Genomic DNA, 21477 nt, shown 5'->3' with positions numbered 1-21477 from the left:
AAATACATATTTGTTTGTTACATTGACGCATCACAGAACGAATAATCAAAAGAGTCCACATCTACATAACCGCCTACAGAACGTGTAGCATAGTTAAATATGGCAAACTTACTGCCCATAAACATACGGGTGTAGTCAAATTTCATCTTGACAGGCAGACCAACAGGTATCCATGCTTTCCCATCAAGACTATAAGAAAAACGAGCCTCATCCCGTCCATTGGTAAAGTCACCTTCCACACGCAAGTAGACAAGCTCTTTGTTAAGAGGTATACGGGCTTGTTCGGTCATATCCACACGGCTAATGGCACGCTTCGTTTTCTCAAACACGCTTTTCTGTTCACTCATCACAAGAGACAGTTTATTTCCGTTCTTTTCAATCGTAAGCACACCGCTGTCACCATTAAAAGCCGATAATCCTGCACGGTCACCATCTTTCATCCCCCCCAGAGAGAGACTGACAGTGCCCATACATTTCGGTCCTACCATACGTTGGGTCAACGTATTGGGAGCAACAAACAGGTTATCTACCACACGGGAGGTTTTCAAACGCAGAAATCCGGGACGGTCGGTAAGACTCCATGCCTGATCGACGGGGTTATGATTCCACTGCCAATAGAGGGAAAGCCCGGAAGCGGAAAAATCATCCGAACCGCAGATACCATCCATTGACATATACGATAAAGTGGTATCATTCGGAATGTGCCCATCCTTGTCTCCCAGCATAGGCCAACCATCTTCCGTCCATGTACAAGGCATGAGACACGGCACACGCCCTACGCCACCACGATCCTGAAAAATCAGTCCGTACCATTCACCGTTTTTCCCGTCTACGATACATCCTTGACCAACACCGCCATGCCCGTCAAACTCCGTTTCAAGAATGACACGCTTTTCGTAAGGTCCGGTAATCTTATCGGCACGATAGCATACTTCACGACGCAGACGGCCGGGAATACTCCAATCCATAGAAATCATCAGCAAGTAATATTTCCCATTATACTTGATGACGGAACTACCTTCCAACAGCCCTTGTTCGTCAGCATCCCGTTCAAATATTTGCTGATTGATGCCACCGGGAAGTACATCGGTCAAATCGGTTTTCAACTCCGTAAGCTGTCCCGTACTGTGAAAGAGATACACCCGCCCGTCATCATCAAACAGAAGCGAACCGTCATGGAAATGCGGAGGACGCGAAAGAAGTTTCCAGGGACCGGCCGGATCTGTCGCAGTATAGACAAACCCACGTCCGGGCGCGCCATTGGCTGTAAACCAGACATAGAATTTACCGTCATGATAGCGGATAGATGATGCCCATTGTCCTTGCCCGTAAGCAGTGCCTTCGAGCAAATCATAACGAGGACCATCGTCAATGCGAGAAAATACGTAGCTGATAGTTTCCCAATGTTTCATGTCCGGCGAACGCATGATAGGTGCTCCCGGCATCAGGTGCATAGTGGTGGAAACCATGTAAAAGTAATCGCCTGCGCGACACACCGACATATCGGGCACGTCAGCATAAAGAATAGGATTACGGTATTGTGCTCCGGCTGATAGCGGGAAGAACAATGTAAAAAGAGTACACAGTAAAATAGTGTTGATTTTTGTTTTCAGCATAATCATCGTTTTTTATTAACTGGCTACATTATCTATTATTTGAAAGCTAATTATTTAAAATGTTCCTTGTTATCTTCCACATCACAAAAATAGAAAATGCAAACAGATATATTGACCAAAGTATGCTACATGATTTCTTTGTGATGCTACATATCGAATGAAGAATGTTACATCTATATTTACTCATGTTACATCACCCTATCTCCCAAAGAGAGGAGACTGTATTCAGCCTCCTCTCACTTATTACATACCCGAAACAACAGGCATCAACAACTATTCTTATTACAAGAACTTATCAGAACTCAACCAGTATACGGAACACCTTTCCCGGATTAGCCGTCCATTCCTGCATAGCTTCCAAAGCTCCTTCCGGTTTGGCAATCTTCGAAATCAGTTCTTCTACCGGACAGTTGCCTTCTTTCATATAATTAATAACCGCACGGAAATCTGCCGGCAACGCATTTCTGGAACCACGGATATCCAGTTCTTTCTGAACGAAATATTTCGTTTGGAAAGCTACTTCGCTTTTGGCATAGCCAATGCAAACGACCCGCCCTGTAAAACCGACTTCATCCACCGCCATCACATAAGTGACCGGACTGCCGACAGCTTCAATCACCACATCGGCACCGAAGCCCTCCGTTATCTGTTGCATCCGTTCGTGTACATTTTCTGTCTTGGAGTTAATCACATAAGAGGCACCTACCCTTTTCGCCAGTTCCAGTTTCTCGTCATCCAGTTCGACAGCAATGACCGTTGCCCCTCTCAAAGCAGCACGTACAATGGCACCGATACCAATCATACCGCAGCCAATAACCATCACATATTCATTATCGATCACCTGCGCACGAGATACCGCATGGAATCCGACACTCATCGGCTCAATCAACGCACAATCGCGAGGAGAGATATTACCAGCCGGAATAATCTTTGTCCAAGGTAAAACTGCATATTCGCACATCACTCCATTGCGCTGTACCCCTAACGTTTCATTATGCTCACAGGCATTGACACGACCATTACGACAGGAAGCACATTTACCACAATTGGTATATGGATTCAATGTCACGTTCATCCCTTTTTCAAAGCCGGCCGGAACATCCGGACCGATCTCCTCAATCACCGCTCCTACCTCATGTCCCGGGATTACCGGTAACTTCACCATTGGGTTACGTCCTAAAAAGGTATTCAGGTCGGAGCCACAGAAACCCACATACTTGATTCTTACTAATACTTCACCGACACCAACGGTCGGTTTTTCCAGTTCAACCACCTTCATTTCGGAGGGATTGACAATTTGAACTGCTTTCATTGGATATGTTTGATAAATAAATTTATTAATCGATTACTTTATAACCTTTCCAGCCGTAATATGCACAGAAGACAAAACAAATCATCGGTACACAATAGGCCATATAATAGATATGCTCATTGGCATGCATAAAATAAGCCGTCAACTGTGGCAGGCAGGCATTGCCGACAATAGCCATTACCAGAAATGCCGAACCGCTCTTTGTCTGATTCCCCAGTCCTTTTAGCGCCAATGAGAACTGCGTGGGATACATTATAGACATAAAGAAAGAGATAGCCAACATTGCGTATAACCCGATCATACCTCCCCATATCATCACTGCCCCGCACAAAAGAATATTCATCAAGGCGTAAACCAGTAGCATATCCTGTGGACGGAATTTCACCATCAATCCGGTACCGATCCAACGCCCCAAAAGAAATGCAAGCATATACAATCCGAAGAAGGTAGTCGCTGTATCTTCCGGCAATCCGGCATAAGTGCAACAGTAAACCAGGAACAAACTGTTTATCGCCGTCTGTCCGCCGTTATAGAAGAATTGCGCAATCACTCCCCACCGCAAGTGTGAGTGCTTCAATACACCGAAGTCTATCAGTTTTTCTTTCTGGCTACCCTCTTTCGTTTTACCCGAAGAAGTCATTTTATCGGAAGAAGCCGTTTCTCCTTCGTCCCCAATCTTCGGCAATTTTGAAAAGATGAAGACAACAGCTATGGCAATCAACAGTATAGCCAATATCAGATAAGGGAGTTTCATGGCATCCGTTTCCAATTGGATATAGGCCTGCCAGCCTCCCGGATAATCTACAGGAAGGGTCTCTCGCGTGTAATGAGTTCCGCTAAGGATGAGCTTACTCAAAAACATGGCAGCGATAAAAGCTCCGAGTCCATTGAAAGACTGCGCCAGATTCAATCGGCGGGGAGCTGTTTCGGGGGCTCCTAAAACCGTCACATACGGATTGGCAGCTGTCTCCAGAAAGCACATTCCCGTAGCGATAATAAAGAAGATACAGAGGTAAGCCCAATATTCTTTTAAAATGGCGGCGGGAAAGAAAAGCAGGCCTCCGATTGCTGCTAATACCAGTCCGAAAATAATCCCCGCCTTATAGCTGTAACGTTTCATAAACATCGCTATGGGGATGGGGAAAATAAAATAAGCCAACCAGTAGGCAGTCTCGGTAAAGGAGGCTTCAAAGGTATTCAGTTCACATGTCTTCATCAATTGCCGGATCATCGTGGGAAGCAGATTGCTGCTTATTGCCCACAGAAAGAAAAGGCAGAAAACCAACGCTAAAGGTATTGTATATGTATTCTTTTTCATGGTATAAATCTAGTTTTACGATAAGGATGTTTTCTCTATCATTCGGACATGTTCTTGATGTAAGGAAGTACGGGGAGATCCGTGAATCCATAGAAGTTCCGGGCATTTTCTCCCAAAAAGAGTCTTTTGTCCTCTTCCGTCAACTCGGAAGACTTCACCACAAAATCGTATGACATCTTGTAGGTGATTGCTGTAATGGTGCGCGGATAGTCCGATCCCCACATCAGTTTCTCCATGCCAACCAAGTCTGCTGCTTCACGAATGGCTTTCACTGCTCCTTTGAAAGGATAAAATTCATCATTGAAAAGCCAGGTGATTCCTCCGGATTCAATCATCACATTGGGATGACGTGCCAGGCGGATTTGTTCTTTCCAGCCCGGACGTGTCACCATTCCGAAGTGTCCGACAGCTATTTTTAGGCGGGGACATTCCTGAATAATCTCTTCCATTTCGGAAACCTGTGTTGCTCCGTCAGCCAAATCGATGGAGAGCGTGACATTCCGTTCTTCCATAGAATGAAACATCTGCATCATTTCCTCATTATTCAGCATTACCCGTCCCTCTTTTAACAACAAGCGCTGGGCAGGGATTTTTATAGCCTTAAAACCTTTGGCTATAAGCTCTTTCGCCTGCTCCAAAAATCCAGGTTTGCGAAACTCACACATTCCGCAAACAAAGAAACGGTTGGGATAATGGGAAACGACTTCCGACAAATAATCATTCTGAATACCGTCAATAAACTCTTGGGTAATGACAGCCGCAGCCACTTGCGCATAGTCCATATTCGAAAGAAAAACTTCCGCACTATTCACACCGTCTACCATAAAGGGCGGAACCATTTGCCGGATTTCTCCCATAAATTCCGAACGGCCATTTTCCAAAGTCCGGATAGGCAATCCGTCCACAACAGTATCCTGCCGTAACCACAGATGGGCGTGCGCATCAATAATTGTATAGTCCATACGAAGACGCTGTTTTATGAGTTCGCCCAACTTACACGTTTCTGCTCTCCGATAATCTCCTGCACTTCTCGAACGAGTTCCCAGTCAATAGGTTCTTCGATGAAAGCGATGTTCTTTTTCACATTCTCCGGATTAGTTGTACTAAATAAAGTCGTTGCTATACGGGGATTGCTGACGGAGAACTGCATAGCCAGTTTCTCAATCGGATAATTCTTAGCTTTGCAATGTTCCATTGCTTTACGGCAAGCCTCTACCAAGGGTTTGGGAGCCGGATGCCAGGCAGGAACGCCACGTTCACTCAACAGTCCCATTGAAAGGGGAGAAGCATTAATCACGCCGATTTCTTTGGATTCGAAGTAGTCCAGGAAGTCTGCTAATTTATCATCACACAAGCAATAATGGCAGAAGCTAAGCACAGATTCAATCGTACCGCTTGGTGAATGGTCGATTACCCATTTCAAGTTTTCGAGTTGCAAGTCGGTAATTCCAACGTGTCCTACCACACCTTTTTCACGCAGCTCGACTAAAGCAGGCAGAGTTTCATTAACCACCTGATTCAAATCGGCAAATTCCACATCGTGTACATTTATCAGATCGATAAAATCTATATTCAGACGTTCCATGCTCTCATACACACTTTCTGTCGCACGTTTTGCAGAGTAATCCCACAGATTCACTCCATCTTTTCCATAACGTCCCACTTTGGTAGAAAGGTAATAACGGTCGCGAGGAAGATCTTTAAGTGCCTTTCCTAAAACAGTTTCCGCTTTATAATGTCCGTAATAAGGAGACACATCGATAAAGTTCATTCCTGCCTCAACAGCGGTAAACACAGCCTGAATGCCTTCTTTTTCTTTCAAATCATGGAAAACTCCTCCTAAAGAAGAAGCTCCAAAACTAAGAGATGATACTTTCATCCCTGTCTTTCCGATTTCATGGTATTGCATACTTTTAGGTTTTAAATCATTTTGTATGCGACAAAAATAGGTCAGTAATAGTTTCAGTGCAGCAGAGAGCGGTCGAAAAACCAACGTAACGGTTTACGTAAAAAATATTGCTTCAGATGCTTTTAATTTTCCGGGAATGTGCTTTCTTTGTAAAAAGAATCTAAGTTGCAGACTTTCAAATGGAAAACCGGAAACATACTTCATTAAAAGATCTCGCCCAAGCATTGGGGGTGTCGATTCCTACTGTATCCAGGGCACTAAAAGATAGTCCGGAAATCAGCCGTGAACTTTGCGCCAAAGCAAAGGCACTGGCCAAAGAGATGAACTACCGTCCCAACCCTTTTGCCATGAGCCTGCGGAAAAATGCGCCACGTATCATCGGAGTGATCGTTCCGGATATTGTCACTCATTTCTTTGCATCAATTCTGAATGGAATAGAGAATATGGCTATTGCCAACGGGTATTTCGTGATTATCACGACCTCGCATGAGTCTTACGAGCACGAAAAAAGAAATATCGAGAATCTGGTCAATATGCGTGTGGAAGGCATCATCGCCTGTCTGTCTCAAGAAACAACCGATTTCTCCCACATCTCCGCCTTGAAAGACATTAATATGCCACTTATCCTGTTCGACCGTGTTTGCCTGACCGACCAATTTTCATCGGTGATAGCAGATGGGGCCCAATCCGCACAGATAGCTACACAGCATCTTCTGGATAATGGAAGTAAGCGGGTAGCTTTTATCGGAGGAGCCAATCATCTGGATATTGTAAAGAGAAGAAAACATGGCTATCTGGAAGCCTTGCGTGAAAATCGTATTCCGATCGAAAAAGAGTTGGTAGTCTGCCGGAAGATTGATTATGAGGAAGGCAAGATTGCCACAGAAACTTTACTGTCACTTCCACAGCCTCCGGATGCTATTCTTGCCATGAATGACACATTGGCTTTCGCAGCAATGGAAGTTATCAAAAATCACGGCCTCCGGATTCCGAATGATGTGGCAATCATCGGGTATACAGACGAGCAGCATGCTAATTATGTGGAACCGAAATTATCAGCAGTATCACATCAGACCTATAAAATGGGAGAAACTGCCTGCCAACTACTTATCGATCAGATAAAAGGAGATAAGACTATCAAGCAGGTGACGATTCCAACACATTTGCAGATTAGGGAGAGTAGTATAAAAAATCAAAAATGTAATCTTCTGTAATATAAGCAAGAAGGAACAAAACATAAGGAGTAGTCAAACGACATCATGACAATGAGGATTATGGATTGATGATGAAAATGAAAAGAATGCAAATCAAGCTATTGTATGGGATAAATGGAACAATCCTATAGGATATGACTTACCTGCAGATAAGAATTTCCATGGTATTACTCCTGGTAGAAATACAATATATGAAATACTTCAGTTTTAGAAATAATTCATAGAATAAAAATCATATCTAAACCAATGCTATATTAATAATAAGCTCCCTTATTCTATCCTTTGCCATAGATGAAATAGGATTAGAATAAGGGAACTTTATTTTAATAAATTCCAAATGATAATAAGTGATTATTTTTCGCACTTTAACATTTGAATATCAAATACTAAAGTTGAATAACCTAAAATAGTAATCGAAGAACCTTTTGGAGTATAATCACTACTACCATAACCATATTTCCATGGAACATACACTTCCAAACGTTCACCAATTTTTCTTCGTTGCAATACCTCTGACAAACCAGTCACAAGCCCATTAATTGTTAAGTTCGCAGTTCTTGAAAAATCAATGCTAGGATTCGCTTCAGTAAAAGAGCCATCAAACGCTTCCCCTATAAAGTTATCTTGTTTATCAACATAACCACCAGTATTACCCCAAATGATATAAGAACCTTTATAATATACAGTAACCTCATCTGTTGCCCGCGGGATAATATTTTGAATCACCCCATCTCCCACAGGAGTTTTCTTTTTAAAATAGATAGGAACTCCAGGATATGCAATCATATGAATAGAATCCAACTGACCACGTGTAGCGGTATTTGCATGAGCATTGGCTATTGAATCTATAAAAGCTTCATTACGTGCCTGCCAGTTATCATATTTGCCCGTCTCTTCCGTTTCACTGCAAGCAGTGAATGCAAGAGCCAGCAATAGGATGGAGAATAAATAGATCTTTTTACTCATTCGTCAAAGGTTTATTGTAAAGTTTTCAATAGAGAAGTGATGCTTACTCTGTCTGCGATGATATTATTCAGTTCAGAGATAGCTACACGCTCTTGTTGCATGGTATCGCGGTTACGCAATGTCACGCAGTTATCTTCTAATGTCTGATGATCGACTGTTACACAGTACGGAGTACCAATAGCATCCTGACGGCGATAACGCTTACCGATACTATCCTTTTCGTCATATTGGCAATGGAAGTGGAACTTCAGGCTGTCAATAACCTCACGGGCTTTTTCAGGCAGACCGTCTTTCTTTACCAACGGCATAACCGCCAGTTTCACCGGAGCCAAAGCAGCAGGCAATTTCAGAACCACACGGCTTTCACCATTCTCCAATTGCTCTTCGCAATAAGATGCGCTCATGATGCTAAGGAACATACGGTCAACACCGATAGAAGTTTCGATTACGTACGGAGTATAAGACTCGTTCAGTTCCGGATCGAAGTATTTGATGCTCTTGCCGGAGAACTTCTCATGTTGAGACAAGTCGAAGTTAGTACGAGAGTGGATACCTTCCACTTCTTTGAATCCGAACGGCATCAGGAATTCAATATCAGTAGCGGCATTTGCGTAGTGAGCCAGTTTATCGTGATCGTGATAACGATAGCTTGCATCGCCGAATCCAAGAGCTTTATGCCATTTCAAACGGATTTCTTTCCATTTCTTGAACCAGTCAAGTTCAGTTCCCGGTTTTACAAAGAACTGCATTTCCATCTGTTCGAACTCACGCATACGGAAGATGAACTGACGGGCAACGATCTCGTTACGGAAAGCCTTACCAATCTGTGCGATACCGAAAGGAACTTTCATACGACCCGTCTTCTGTACATTGAGGTAGTTTACAAAAATACCCTGTGCAGTTTCCGGACGAAGATAAATCTTCATGGATCCTTCGGAAGTAGAACCCATTTCAGTAGAGAACATCAGATTAAACTGACGAACTTCTGTCCAGTTCTTTGTACCGGAGATCGGGCATACGATTTCTTCATCAATAATGATCTGACGCAATTCTTCCAGATTACCGTCGTTCAGAGCTTTAGCAAAGCGAGTGTGAAGTGCGTCACGTTTTGCCTGATGCTCCAATACACGTCCGTTGGTAGAACGGAATTGAGCCTCATCAAAAGATTCGCCGAATCTCTTGGCAGCTTTCGCTACTTCTTTATTGATTTTATCGTCATACTTAGCCAGCTGATCTTCGATCAACACGTCAGCACGATAACGTTTCTTAGAGTCTTTATTGTCAATCAAAGGGTCATTGAATGCGTCTACGTGTCCGGAAGCCTTCCAGATAGTAGGATGCATAAAGATGGCAGAGTCGATACCGACAATGTTCTCGTGCAACAGCACCATGCTGTCCCACCAGTATTTCTTGATGTTATTTTTCAATTCAACGCCCATCTGACCGTAGTCATACACAGCGCCTAGTCCGTCGTAGATATCGCTCGAAGGGAATACGAAACCATACTCTTTGCAATGCGATACAAGCTTCTTAAAAACGTCTTCTTGTGCCATTTTCTTTTCTATATCTATTAATTTGAATTTGCTTTTTTCGTAAAAAGTGCCACAAAGATAGGGATTTATCTCATAAATAAGACAGGGAGGGTATTAATTTATCTTATTCCTGAACTTCTTCCTCGATTTCCGGTGCCACCATACGGTCATATTCTTCCCGCTCCTGCTCCCGGTCCGCTTTCTTCATTTCTTTGGTCAGCATCTCTTCGGGCATATACAGATTAAAAGGAATACGCATGCATTTCATCTTTTTCACTTCCCGGCTAAATTCAGGACAAGCCACGAAATAGACACGTGAAACGGACACCTTTCCTGGGGTTACCTGTTCGGGGCGTTCAAATCCCGGACTGGTCAGTGACGTATGGAATGTGCCAAGTCCTTCGATAGTAACCGGCTGTCCGATAGACAACAGACTACGGATAGCATCAACCATTTCCGTCAATATACCATCTATCTGCCCGCGATGAAATCCACTCCGTTTTTCCATGTACTCGGCAAATTCTCTATTCCGAATCGGATCTATCAGTTTTTTGGGTACACCATACCATAATTCTTTTCTTTCTCCCGATGTTAAATCGGCTTTTTTTCTCACTACATAAGGCACTGCCATCGTTTATACTCCTTTCTTTTTTCGTTTATACTCGCGTTCTATCTGACACCCGGGTGTCAACACCATTGAGACCCGGGTGTCAAGCATACCAACACCCGGGTGTCAGTGCTCATGAGACCCGGGTGTCAGATAAGTGTTGGCTGCAACAAAATTAAGTCTTTATTGCGAGAGAACAAAAGAATTCTTCTATATTTGTGCATCCCTACATTATACTAAAGAAAAACATAGAACTATGATTAAGATTCTTCTATTGATAGACTATTCAAGCGAATTTGACAGGAAACTGCTACGGGGACTTGTCCAATACTCCAAAGAAAACGGCCCCTGGCTCTTTTACCGACTACCTTCTTATTATAGCACAATGCATGGCGAACAAGGCATTCTGAAATGGGCGAAAGAATGGAAAGCCGACGCCATTATCGGTCAGTGGAATAACGATACGATCGATTTGCAGAAGGAGCTGAATATTCCAGTAGTACTACAAAACTACCATCACCGGAGCGTCACTTACTCTAATCTGACAGGTGATTATAAAGGAACGGGAAGAATGGCAGCCCAGTTTTTTGCCAAAAGAATGTTTCGCAATTTTGCTTATTTCGGCGTTAAAGGGGTGGTTTGGTCTGACGAACGCTGCGAAGGGTATCGGCAGGAAGTGAAACGTATCGGAGGCGAATTTTTCAGTTTCGAATCTGATAAACAGGAAGATGAGATAAGGATGGAAGTCAGCCAATGGTTACAGCAACTCCCCAAGCCAGTCGCTCTATTTTGTTGTGATGATGCGCACGCCCTGTTCATTTCTGAAACTTGCAAAATGACGAATATTCCTATTCCGGAAGAAATTGCTTTATTAGGCGTGGACAATGACGAACTGATGTGTAATATTTCCGACCCTCCCATTTCATCCATAGAGCTCGAAGTAGAAAGAGGAGGCTATTCTATCGGCAGACTTATTCATCAACAAATAAAGAAGGAACATGAAGGCACTTTCAATATTGTTATCAACCCCATCCGCATCGAACTACGCCAATCGACGGAGAAACACAATATTAAAGACCCTTACATTCTCGAAGTAGTGAAATATATAGATTCACATTACAGCTCCGATTTGACCATAGAGTCTCTGCTTGCAAACATTCCGCTATCCCGCAGAAACTTCGAAGTGAAATTCAAAAACGCACTGAATACCTCTATATACCAATATATTCTGAATTGCCGGTGTAATCATCTTGCAGATCTACTGCTCACAACCGACCGTCCATTGGCCGATTTAGCAATGGAAGTAGGCTTTACAGACTATAATAACATTGCCCGGATTTTCAAGAAATTCAAAGGATGTTCACCTATTGAATACCGGCAGAAAAAGACTAGACAAAGATAAAATAAACGCTTTCTGAAGACTGTTTTTCGTTTTGACATTAAGATCATTCATGAGAATGACCTACCTTTGTTTTCATACCTTTCGAAATACATTTTAGATATTAATACTATGCAAAGACATACCATAAGAGGAAAAACGAGAACGATTATCTATCCTATTATTATTTATTGGGGGATCACCTCAATAATGGGGTGCAAAAGATTAGAGATTAACCAGACAAAAAGAAACTGGGAGAAGCTATCCGCCTACTTTACCCCACCACCACTGTATCAGGAGAAATTTGGAACTTACCGCAACCCTCTTTTATTTTACAATGGAGATACAGTCAAAAACGCAGACGACTGGCTAAAACGAAGAAAAGAAATAAAAGACAAATGGTTGAACCTGATCGGTCATTGGCCGGCTATCATCACCAATCAAAAACTGGAGATTATAAAAACCACAGAACGCGAAGATTTCAAACAACATTTAGTGCGTTTTTATTGGACTCCTCTGGAACAGACTTACGGCTATTTACTGGAACCAAATAAGAAAGGGAAACATCCTGCCGTTATCACAGTATTCTACGAACCGGAAACAGCTATCGGATGGGGAGGAAAAGCTAATAGAGATTTCGCCTACCAATTAACCAAAAGAGGATTCGTTACTCTCTCATTAGGAACTAAACAGACCACCAAAGATAAGACTTACTCTCTCTATTACCCGACTATCAGCAACTCCACTATGCAACCTCTTTCAGTACTTGCTTATGCGGCAGCCAATGCCTGGGAAGTATTAGCCAGAGTCGAAAGTGTCGACTCTACCCGAATTGGTATCATGGGACACTCCTACGGTGCTAAATGGGCTATGTTTGCTTCTTGTTTATACGAAAAGTTTGCCTGCACCGCCTGGAGTGATCCGGGTATCGTCTTTGATGAAACCAAAGATAATTATATCAATTATTGGGAACCTTGGTACTTGGGGTATTATCCCCCACCCTGGAAAAAAATCTGGAGCAACAACGGCAATAACTCTTCAACAAGTGTCTATGCCAGACTATGTAAAGAGGGGCATGATTTACATGAACTCCATTCTTTATTGGCTCCTCGCCCATTTCTCGTATCAGGAGGTTATTCTGATAATGTAGACAGATGGATTCCATTAAATCACTCTGTCGCAGTCAACCGGCTTTTGGGTTATCATCATCGAGTGGCAATGACGAACAGGCCCAAGCATGATCCTACTCCCGAATCAAACGAAACTATATATAAGTTCTTCGAATGGTTCTTAAAAAGAAAAACGCCAAAAGAAGATTAACAATGTATTATTCTTCGTTTTTTGAAGATAGTTTTTCGTTTTTGCCACCGCGCATGTCTTTGAAACAGAATACTTTTGTATCATTAACTAGTTAACCGGTCTAAAGAGACTATTGTTAGAAATTAAAATTTCAAATCGACGATCTAATATTTAAAAACTTATCATGCAATGAAGAAAATCAGATGGAATCCAAGGTTAGTAACCTCGTTGTTTATTACTCTTTTAATGTGCACTCTCGATTGTCTTGCACAAGAAGTAATAAAAGGGTTTGTGAAAGATGGTAATGATGAACCATTACCTGGCGTATCTGTAGCTGTCAAGGGTGCAACGAATGTCGGTACCATTACAAATGTTGACGGAAAATATAGCATTAATGCCCATAAGAATGACGTATTGGTATTCTCCTATATCGGAATGGTCAGCCAGGAAGTCAAAGTAGGTAATAAGACGAATATCAATATCACTCTTAAAGAAGATGTCTCCTCGCTGGATGAAATCGTAGTGGTAGGCTATGGAACTCAAAAGCGCGGTAGTCTGACCGCCGCCATATCTACTGTCTCCGATAAAGAAATACTTAAAGCCCCAACCATGGGAATCAGTAATATCATCGGTGCACGTGTTGCCGGTATTTCCGCCGTACAAGCCAGTGGACAACCCGGTGCGGATAATGCCTCCTTGTCCATACGCGGGCAAAGTGGTATTATCTATGTTATTGACGGCATCAGAAGAAGCGCAAGTGACTTCAACGGACTCGATCCGAATGAAATAGAATCTGTGTCTGTATTAAAGGATGCATCAGCCGTAGCCGTTTATGGTCTGGACGCAAATGGAGCATTCATTGTCACAACCAAAAAGGGACAAACAGATAAAGTCACCATTAGCTATACAGGTACTGTGGGTATCAGCCAGAATGCAGAAGAACAAGAATGGCTCGATGGACCGGGATATGCTTATTGGTACAATAAAGCCCGTCTTCTACAAGGTGATACGGAAGTGTTTACTGTCGACATGGTGCGCAAAATGCGCGAGGGTGTCGACGGATGGGGAAATACCAATTGGTACGATAAAGTATATGGAACCGGTGTTCGCCAACATCATAATATTTCAGCATCAGGAGGAAGTGAAAAGATTCGTTTCTTCACATCTATCGGTTATCTGGAAGAAAAAGGAAATATAGATAAGTTCAAATACCGTCGAATGAATCTTCGTTCTAATATCGACGCACAGTTGGCTAAAGGACTTAGTCTGTCATTAGGTGTTTCGGGGCGTATAGAAAAACGGGATGCTCCCAAATTTTCTGCCGATCCGGATGATTGGATGAATATTCCCCAACAGGTATGCTATGCTTTGCCATATGTACAGGATACTTATGAATATAATGGGAAAATATACGATGTTTCAACCCCGACTTCCGGTTCTCCGGTAGCTCCTATCGCATCCATATACGATTCAGGATATAACAGGTCCAACCAATCATATATGCAGTCTAATTTCAGTCTGAAATACGACACACCTTGGCTTAAAGGATTAAGTTTAAAATTTCAGGGAGCGTACGACTTAGTTCATGGGATGACTAAACAGTTGACCAAGCCGAATGAAGTCATGATTATGGATTTACCTAATGCAGCCACTACCACACTCACCTACCATAAGGACTACAGTGTGTTGAAAGATACACCTATATTATCCGAATCGGCATCACGCGCCCAAGAGTTCACTACGCAAACCAGTATCACGTATGATAACAAATTTGGAGATCACTCGATCGGAGTATTATTGCTGGCCGAAACACGGGAACGTAATAGCAACAATCTCGGTGTAACGGGAACCGGATTAGATTTCATTCAGTTGGATGAGTTGAACCAAATCACAGGATTCACCAAAGAGGGGAAAGAGCAACCTGCTATACCTTCGGGGAGAAGCAGCCAGACACGTGTAGCCGGTTTTGTAGGTCGTTTGAACTACAATTACGCTGACAAATATTATTTGGAGGCTTCACTACGCCACGATGGTAGTTATCTGTTTGGTGGTATGAACAAACGCTGGGTCACCCTGCCCGGTCTCTCTCTTGCCTGGAGAATCAATAATGAAAAATGGTTTCATGCTACTTGGGTAGACAATCTGAAATTAAGAGCAGGTATCGGAAAAACTGCAACCAGCGGTATCCAGCCTTTCCAATGGAGAAATACGATGAGCACATCCCCCAATTCTGTAGTAATAGGCGGAGCCAGTCAAACTGCTATCTATCCGTCCGTATTGGGAAATCCCAATTTGACATGGGCGCAATGCCTCAACTATAATATCGGAGTAGATGTAACTTTATGGAATGGATTATTAGGAATGGAACTGGATGCTTTTTATAAATATGAATATGACAAATTATCTTCCGTAACCGGTTCGCACACTCCTTCCATGGGAGGCTATTATTTTTCAACTGCAAACGTAAACAAAGCAGATTATAAGGGTTTTGATGTCACTTTTACACATCAGAACAGAATTGGAAGTTTCAGTTATGGAGCCAAATTAATCTGGTCATACGCATACGGAAGATGGCTCAAATATGCAGGTGACTCTGAAAATACACCGGAATACAGACGACTGACCGGAAAGCAAATCGGTTCGAAAATGGGATTCATTGCCCAAGGATTGTTCCAGAGTGAGGAAGAGATAGCCAACTCCGCTACCATGCCCGACCGACCGGCTTATCCCGGATATATCAAGTATATGGATAGAAATGGAGACGGTATTATAACCGTCAATCAAGATCAGGGGTATGTAGGTAAAAGTTCAAGACCGACCCACACAGGTTCTTTCAATTTATTTGGTAACTGGAAAGGATTCGATTTTGATATTTTGGCATCATGGGGGCTTGGCAGCGATGTTGCATTAACCGGAGTATATACGGCAACCGGTTCATCCGGAATCCAAAGCGCTACGGCCTTCACGCGTCCATTCTATCAGAATGGCAATGCACCAGTCTATCTGGTGGCAAACTCCTGGACACCCGAAAATACAAATGCAGAGTTCCCTTGTCTGGAAATCAATCCGAGAAGTTTGAATAACGGGCTGGCCTCCACATTCTGGTATCGTAACGGAAACTATTTGAGAATAAAAACAGCGCAAATAGGATACAATTTCCCTAAAAAATGGTTGAGTCCATTGGGAGTGGAAGCTCTTCGCCTCTATGTTGAGGGATACAATCTTCTGACTTTCAGCGCTGTGTCCAAGTACAACATCGACCCGGAATCTCCAGCTGTAAACAATGGATATTATCCGCAACAAAGGACTTATACACTTGGAGCTAAAATCACATTCTAAAATATACGCTATATGAAAAAGTTATCTATTAATATATCACTCTTCTTTGTGTTGCTGACTTTAAGTTCGTGCAACGACTGGCTGGATGAAGTAAAACAAACGACTACCGTTAGTGATGAAATCATCTGGCAAGATGAAACCCAGGTTGACAAATATGTGAATAGTTTCTATCCCCTCCTGCATGATTACGGTCAATTCGGGGAGGCCCAATTCTACGGAAGTTTTACAGAAAGTCTGACTGACGCATTTAAGTATGGTTCATATACGCTAGGACACAGAGCCGGCCATCCTAATCTTTATGTACTTACACCGGATGCTATCTCTCCGGATAACTGTCTATACAGTATCTGGCTACGTTCAACAGCATACAAACAGATCCGAGAAACAAACCAATTTCTATCTCTACAAAGAAAATATTCCGAATTTTCAGCAGATAGAAATAAGCTTTGGGAAGCTCAAGTACGCTTTTTCCGTGCATTTGTATATTTCCAGTTAGCCAAAAGGCATGGAGGTGTCATCTTGTATGACGATCTGCCAGTATCAACTAATAAAGCCCGCAGCAGTGCTGAAGAAACCTGGCAATTCATAGCCGACGATCTTGATTTTGCAGCCAATAATTTACCCAAGGAATGGGATGCGGCAAATAAAGGGCGTATCACCAAAGGAGCAGCCTATGCTCTGAAATCGAGAGCAATGTTATATGCCAAACGTTGGCAGGATGCCTATGATGCTGCTAATAATGTAATTGCACTCAAACTATATGGTCTGACGGACAAATATGAAGATGCATGGAAAGGGAATAATAAAGAAGCGATTCTGGAGTTTGATTATGATGCTGCCAACGGGCCTAATCATCTTTTCGACCGGTATTATGTACCACAATGTGATGGTTATGACAATGGTTCAACAGGAACTCCTACCCAGGAAATGGTAGAATGTTATGAAAGCAAAAATGGAGAAAAGATAGACTGGACACCCTGGCATGGCATTACTGATGAAACTCCTCCATACGACCAACTGGAACCTCGCTTCGCCGCAACTGTAATCTATAGAGGATGTACCTGGAAAGGGAAAAAGATGGATTGCAGCCTTGACGGAAAGAATGGTGTGTTTATGCCTTACCGGGAACAGGGTACTTCATACGGCAAAACCACAACCGGTTATTTTTTAAGGAAATTGTTAGATGAAACGCTGACAGACGTCAAAAATGGGAAAAGCGCCCAACCGTGGGTTGAAATTCGCTATGCAGAAGTTTTATTGAACAAAGCGGAAGCAGCTTATCGACTCAATAAGATCGGGGAAGCCCAAAGTGCAATGAATGAGGTACGCGCCAGAGTAAAAGTAAATTTACCGGGTAAATCCTCTACAGGCGAGGCTTGGTTCAAAGATTACAGAAATGAAAGAAAGGTTGAACTAGCCTATGAAGGGCATTTATTCTGGGATATGCGTCGTTGGGAATTAGCCCATATTGAATACAACAACTATCGCACACATGGCTTTAAAATCATTGGTGCTACCAATACATACGAATATGTTGATTGCGACGGACAGGACCGCAAGTTTATAAAGAAATTATATGTCCTTCCTGTACCGTCTGAAGAATTGAAGAATAACTCATTGATTGAGCAATATGATGAATGGAAATAACAATAAAACTCTTAGAACAATGAAAAACAAAATTATATCAATCATCCAGGCATTAGTTCTTCTATGGGGAGTAACTAGTTGTCACAGTCCTGAAGAGTTGGGTTCTGACATTCAACGCGAAGGTATCAACAGCATCACTGCATCGTTTCCGAACGATGACAGCAGCGAAAATAGTTTCAAAGGTGAGATAGATTATACCAATCATTCAATCACATTTGTTTTCCCATACAATTATCCCAAATTGTCGGATAATGTATTGCCGACCTCTGCACTAAAACGGGTAAGATTGAGTGCCAGTTTAGCAAATAATGTCAGTGTAACTCCACCATTACTTTATATGGATCTTACCCAAGACAACTATATCACAGTGAAAGATCAGACCTCCGGGACTAGTACCGAATTCAAAGTAATAGGTGAAATCCGTAAGAGCAACGAATGTAGCATCACCAAATTCGATATTCCTGCCATAGGGCTATTGGGAGTCATTAATGAAAACGAAAAAACAATTTCATTAGTAACCATAGATAATGTAGGGGAGCAGATAGCTAACATTGATATCTCACATGGAGCAACATGCAGTCCCAATCCCGAAACAGAAGCACTAGACTATGAACAAGAACAGACTATCGTCGTCACAGCACAGAATGGTATAGATAAAGCAACATATACGGTAAAAAAAGATATTCCGCAAAAAACTGTTGCAGGTATTCGCCAAGGAAGCGGTAAGCTATTATGGTCTAAAAGACTATCTGAAATAAGCGGTATTCTGCTACCGGGTAAAGTAACCGGGCTTGCAGTAGTCGACAAATATGTTGTCATCAACGAACGTGCCAATGATCGTGCCATTTACTTAAATAGCCAGACCGGAGAAATAGCAGGTTCTATGGATATCAGCCAATTTGCCGGTGATAATTCAAACTTCCATGCAACAGCAGATCGGGGAAATAATATTTTATTCTGCAGCTATACTCCATCAGGAGGTACTTTCACCGTATGGAAAGCTAATGGAGTGAATGAGAAACCACAGAAATATATTGAATATAAAACTGGCACTAATATAAGATTTGGTTGGAAGATCTCTATCCAGGGAGATTTGGATGCCAATGCCCTTATCACAACTCCGGTATTCCAAAAAGATAGTAAAGTACAATTCGCCCGCTGGCGTGTCATAAATGGTACTTTACAATCACAAAGTCCGGAATTTGTCATTATGAGTTCCTCTCTGCTGACTTCAAACTGGATTAAATGGGCGGATGTGATTTATGCTGATGACACCGACACTCAAAGTGACTATTTCTTGGCCAGCCATGTCACAGACACTTCTGCCAAACGCTATTTCTACTGGTTTAAAGGAACAGACAATAGCATAAAAGCGGCAAATACAGGTGCTCCGGGTAACACAATTATCAATGCCGTAGACTATGCCGTGTTCAACAAAGTACCTTATGTCATTTACAATCATGTAAATAGTTTCAACTATGCCGTAACTGGTTCTGATGCTGTCCGTATGTATGACCTTAGCAGCGGTTCATTCGATAACCAGATAGTAGTATGTCCGGACAAGATATATGGAGGTCGCGAGAATTCCGGTCAGAACACCGAAGGAACCGGAGATGTCGTATTTAAAGTTGCCAAAAATGGTTATTATCTATACGTTTATCTCGTATTCTCTAATGGAGGCATCGCCTGCTACCAATATGACTGTATTGATATGTAATACAAACAACCAGTAATCAACCTTATAATATACCACTAAATATGAAATTAAAAAATTTATGGTTAATAGCAGTTGCAATACTCATATACGCTTGCAATGCAGAAGAAACGAGATCGTGGGAAGTTACTTTTGATCCAAACAAGCCCAAAGATCCAAATGAACAAAGCATTATTAATGTGGCGGCAGGCAAATTCTATAAAATGAATGTTGTAGCCAACAGTGCCTATGCTGATAAAGCCCCTCTCGATCCCTGGACATCCGGCACCAAACTGACGGATGAGGAGACCGGTACCCTCTCGACTAAAAACAGAGGAGTCGGTTGGAATGCACAAACTGTAGAAGTAATAATTGATTTGGGATCATTACGCAGTATCACAGAAGTATCAGTACATGCTATTTCCGATCCGACATCACAAATTGTATTCCCTGCTCAAATAGAAGTATCAACCAGCAAGGACAAAAGCCAATGGGAAAAAGCAGCCTCACCAATTACCTATTCCGACAGCAACGGAAAGTCGGACGCTTGGGGAAAAACAGACTTTAGTAATGTAGCATGCAGATATGTGAAAGCGACTCTCAAATCTTCAGCTTCCACCAGTACGATGATGCTCATCGACGAAATCAAGGTAATGGGAGAATTTCATAATGACATGAAGTACGTCCCCGAAAAAGGATGTTATCATGGAGCATTCCCACCATTATACGGATTCGATCCGGAAGACCGCGAAGGAAGTACTGACCAGTGTGCCGTTGCCTTATTTGAAAAATTGGTGGGAAAACAACTATCTATGATCTTATGGTATCAGAATATGGAACCGGGACGAAATTTCAGCGAAATGCAAACAGTACGTGAGAAATACTGGGGAAAAAACTATCAGGGCAAATACCGATTCTTCCTTTACGGATGGCTGCCCGTCATTCCCACCCAGCAAATGGCAAATGGCGAACTTGACGATTTTCACAAATCATACTTCGCCGAAGTGGCTGCCCAAAAAGTACGTGACATGGGACCTATCTGGTTCAGACCAGCCAACGAAATGAATGGAAGCTGGACTCCGTATTACGGAGATCCCACAAACTATGTCAAGGCTTGGAGACGTATGTATAACATTGCAGAACAGTTGGGTGTCACTGCCTACAATGTCTTCGTATGGTCACCCAACAGTGTAAGCATGCCAGGTACAGAAGCAAACGCAATGAAAAACTATTATCCAGGAGATATGTATGTAGATTGGCTGGGAGTAAGCTGTTATCCACCATCGCTTAGTGCTACTTATCCGGAAGAAAGAAGATATCCGCTCACACTGATGCAAGGAATCAAGCAGGTATCGGCAGACAAGCCTATCATGATTAGTGAAGGAGGATACTCCAGCACATGCGACCACCAGAGATGGGTAAGAGAATGGTTTAAGCTGAAGGATGAAGAGCCACGTGTCAAGGCCGTCGTATGGGAGAATCACGAAAATGCAGAGAATGGTGACCGCCGTCTGCAAAGTGACCCTCTGGCACTTGAACTGTACAAGGAACTCGTCCAGGATCCTTACTGGCTTGATTTGATCCCGGATGCTGTGTACAGTGAAATTGAAACAAGAAAGAATAATTCAAAATAATCAAAGACAACAA

General features: G+C 42.5%; 15 protein-coding genes. 7 read left to right on the top strand and 8 right to left on the bottom strand.

The window, feature by feature from the left end:
- Positions 1–17: 17 nt before the first annotated feature.
- From HMPREF9009_RS06120 to HMPREF9009_RS06100, 5 genes are all read right to left on the bottom strand, one after another.
- Positions 18–1616 (bottom strand): glycoside hydrolase family 43 protein, encoded by a 1599-nt coding sequence (locus tag HMPREF9009_RS06120; protein WP_032849613.1) that lies wholly within the window; start codon positions 1614–1616, stop codon positions 18–20.
- A 295-nt stretch (positions 1617–1911) separates the two neighbouring features.
- A complete protein-coding gene (locus HMPREF9009_RS06115) occupies positions 1912–2928 on the bottom strand; it encodes a zinc-binding alcohol dehydrogenase family protein (protein ID WP_049701716.1) in 1017 nt (338 codons plus the stop codon).
- A gap of 25 nt (positions 2929–2953) precedes the next feature.
- Positions 2954–4246, bottom strand: coding sequence for an L-fucose:H+ symporter permease (fucP, locus tag HMPREF9009_RS06110; RefSeq protein ID WP_004305136.1), 1293 nt, complete (start codon positions 4244–4246; stop codon positions 2954–2956).
- Positions 4247–4284: 38 nt separating this feature from the next.
- Complete coding sequence (locus HMPREF9009_RS06105; protein WP_049701715.1) at positions 4285–5208, bottom strand: amidohydrolase family protein; 924 nt, start codon at positions 5206–5208, stop codon at positions 4285–4287.
- 14 nt (positions 5209–5222) lie between these two features.
- Positions 5223–6155 carry an aldo/keto reductase gene (locus HMPREF9009_RS06100; protein WP_004309617.1) on the bottom strand — a complete coding sequence of 311 codons (933 nt, stop codon included), beginning with the start codon at positions 6153–6155 and terminating at the stop codon, positions 5223–5225.
- A 179-nt stretch (positions 6156–6334) separates the two neighbouring features.
- On the opposite strand from HMPREF9009_RS06100, the gene HMPREF9009_RS06095 reads away from it, so the two are divergent.
- Positions 6335–7369, top strand: coding sequence for a LacI family DNA-binding transcriptional regulator (locus HMPREF9009_RS06095; RefSeq protein ID WP_049701714.1), 1035 nt, complete (start codon positions 6335–6337; stop codon positions 7367–7369).
- A gap of 351 nt (positions 7370–7720) precedes the next feature.
- On the opposite strand, the gene HMPREF9009_RS06090 is transcribed toward HMPREF9009_RS06095, so the two are convergent.
- From HMPREF9009_RS06090 to HMPREF9009_RS06080, 3 genes are all read right to left on the bottom strand, one after another.
- Positions 7721–8335, bottom strand: coding sequence for an FKBP-type peptidyl-prolyl cis-trans isomerase (locus tag HMPREF9009_RS06090; protein ID WP_049701713.1), 615 nt, complete (start codon positions 8333–8335; stop codon positions 7721–7723).
- A gap of 11 nt (positions 8336–8346) precedes the next feature.
- Positions 8347–9888, bottom strand: a complete 1542-nt coding sequence (locus tag HMPREF9009_RS06085) for a glycine--tRNA ligase (RefSeq protein ID WP_049701712.1) — start codon at positions 9886–9888, stop codon at positions 8347–8349.
- Between the two features lie 103 nt (positions 9889–9991).
- The gene (locus HMPREF9009_RS06080; RefSeq protein ID WP_004314067.1) at positions 9992–10498 is read right to left on the bottom strand and encodes an HU family DNA-binding protein; all 507 of its coding nucleotides are present in this window, start codon (positions 10496–10498) and stop codon (positions 9992–9994) included.
- 232 nt (positions 10499–10730) lie between these two features.
- Between HMPREF9009_RS06080 and HMPREF9009_RS06075 the strand changes: the two genes are divergently transcribed.
- The 6 genes from HMPREF9009_RS06075 (at position 10731) to HMPREF9009_RS06050 (ending at position 21464) form a co-directional block, all read left to right on the top strand.
- Positions 10731–11876, top strand: a complete 1146-nt coding sequence (locus HMPREF9009_RS06075; protein ID WP_004314068.1) for an AraC family transcriptional regulator — start codon at positions 10731–10733, stop codon at positions 11874–11876.
- Between the two features lie 108 nt (positions 11877–11984).
- Entirely contained in the window at positions 11985–13172 is a 1188-nt protein-coding gene (locus HMPREF9009_RS06070; RefSeq protein ID WP_049701711.1) for an alpha/beta hydrolase family protein, read from the top strand.
- 168 nt (positions 13173–13340) lie between these two features.
- Entirely contained in the window at positions 13341–16490 is a 3150-nt protein-coding gene (locus tag HMPREF9009_RS06065; RefSeq protein ID WP_049701710.1) for a SusC/RagA family TonB-linked outer membrane protein, read from the top strand.
- Between the two features lie 12 nt (positions 16491–16502).
- Positions 16503–18137 carry a RagB/SusD family nutrient uptake outer membrane protein gene (locus HMPREF9009_RS06060; protein ID WP_022199327.1) on the top strand — a complete coding sequence of 545 codons (1635 nt, stop codon included), beginning with the start codon at positions 16503–16505 and terminating at the stop codon, positions 18135–18137.
- A 19-nt stretch (positions 18138–18156) separates the two neighbouring features.
- Positions 18157–19854 carry a DUF5018 domain-containing protein gene (locus tag HMPREF9009_RS06055; protein WP_049702276.1) on the top strand — a complete coding sequence of 566 codons (1698 nt, stop codon included), beginning with the start codon at positions 18157–18159 and terminating at the stop codon, positions 19852–19854.
- 41 nt (positions 19855–19895) lie between these two features.
- Positions 19896–21464 carry a glycoside hydrolase family 26 protein gene (locus HMPREF9009_RS06050; RefSeq protein ID WP_049701709.1) on the top strand — a complete coding sequence of 523 codons (1569 nt, stop codon included), beginning with the start codon at positions 19896–19898 and terminating at the stop codon, positions 21462–21464.
- Positions 21465–21477 lie beyond the last annotated feature (13 nt).

This window comes from Bacteroides sp. 3_1_13 (assembly GCF_001185845.1).
Classification (GTDB): domain Bacteria; phylum Bacteroidota; class Bacteroidia; order Bacteroidales; family Bacteroidaceae; genus Bacteroides; species Bacteroides xylanisolvens.
Note: the sequence above shows the minus strand (reverse complement) of the source record. Positions and strands in the feature narration are given on the sequence as shown.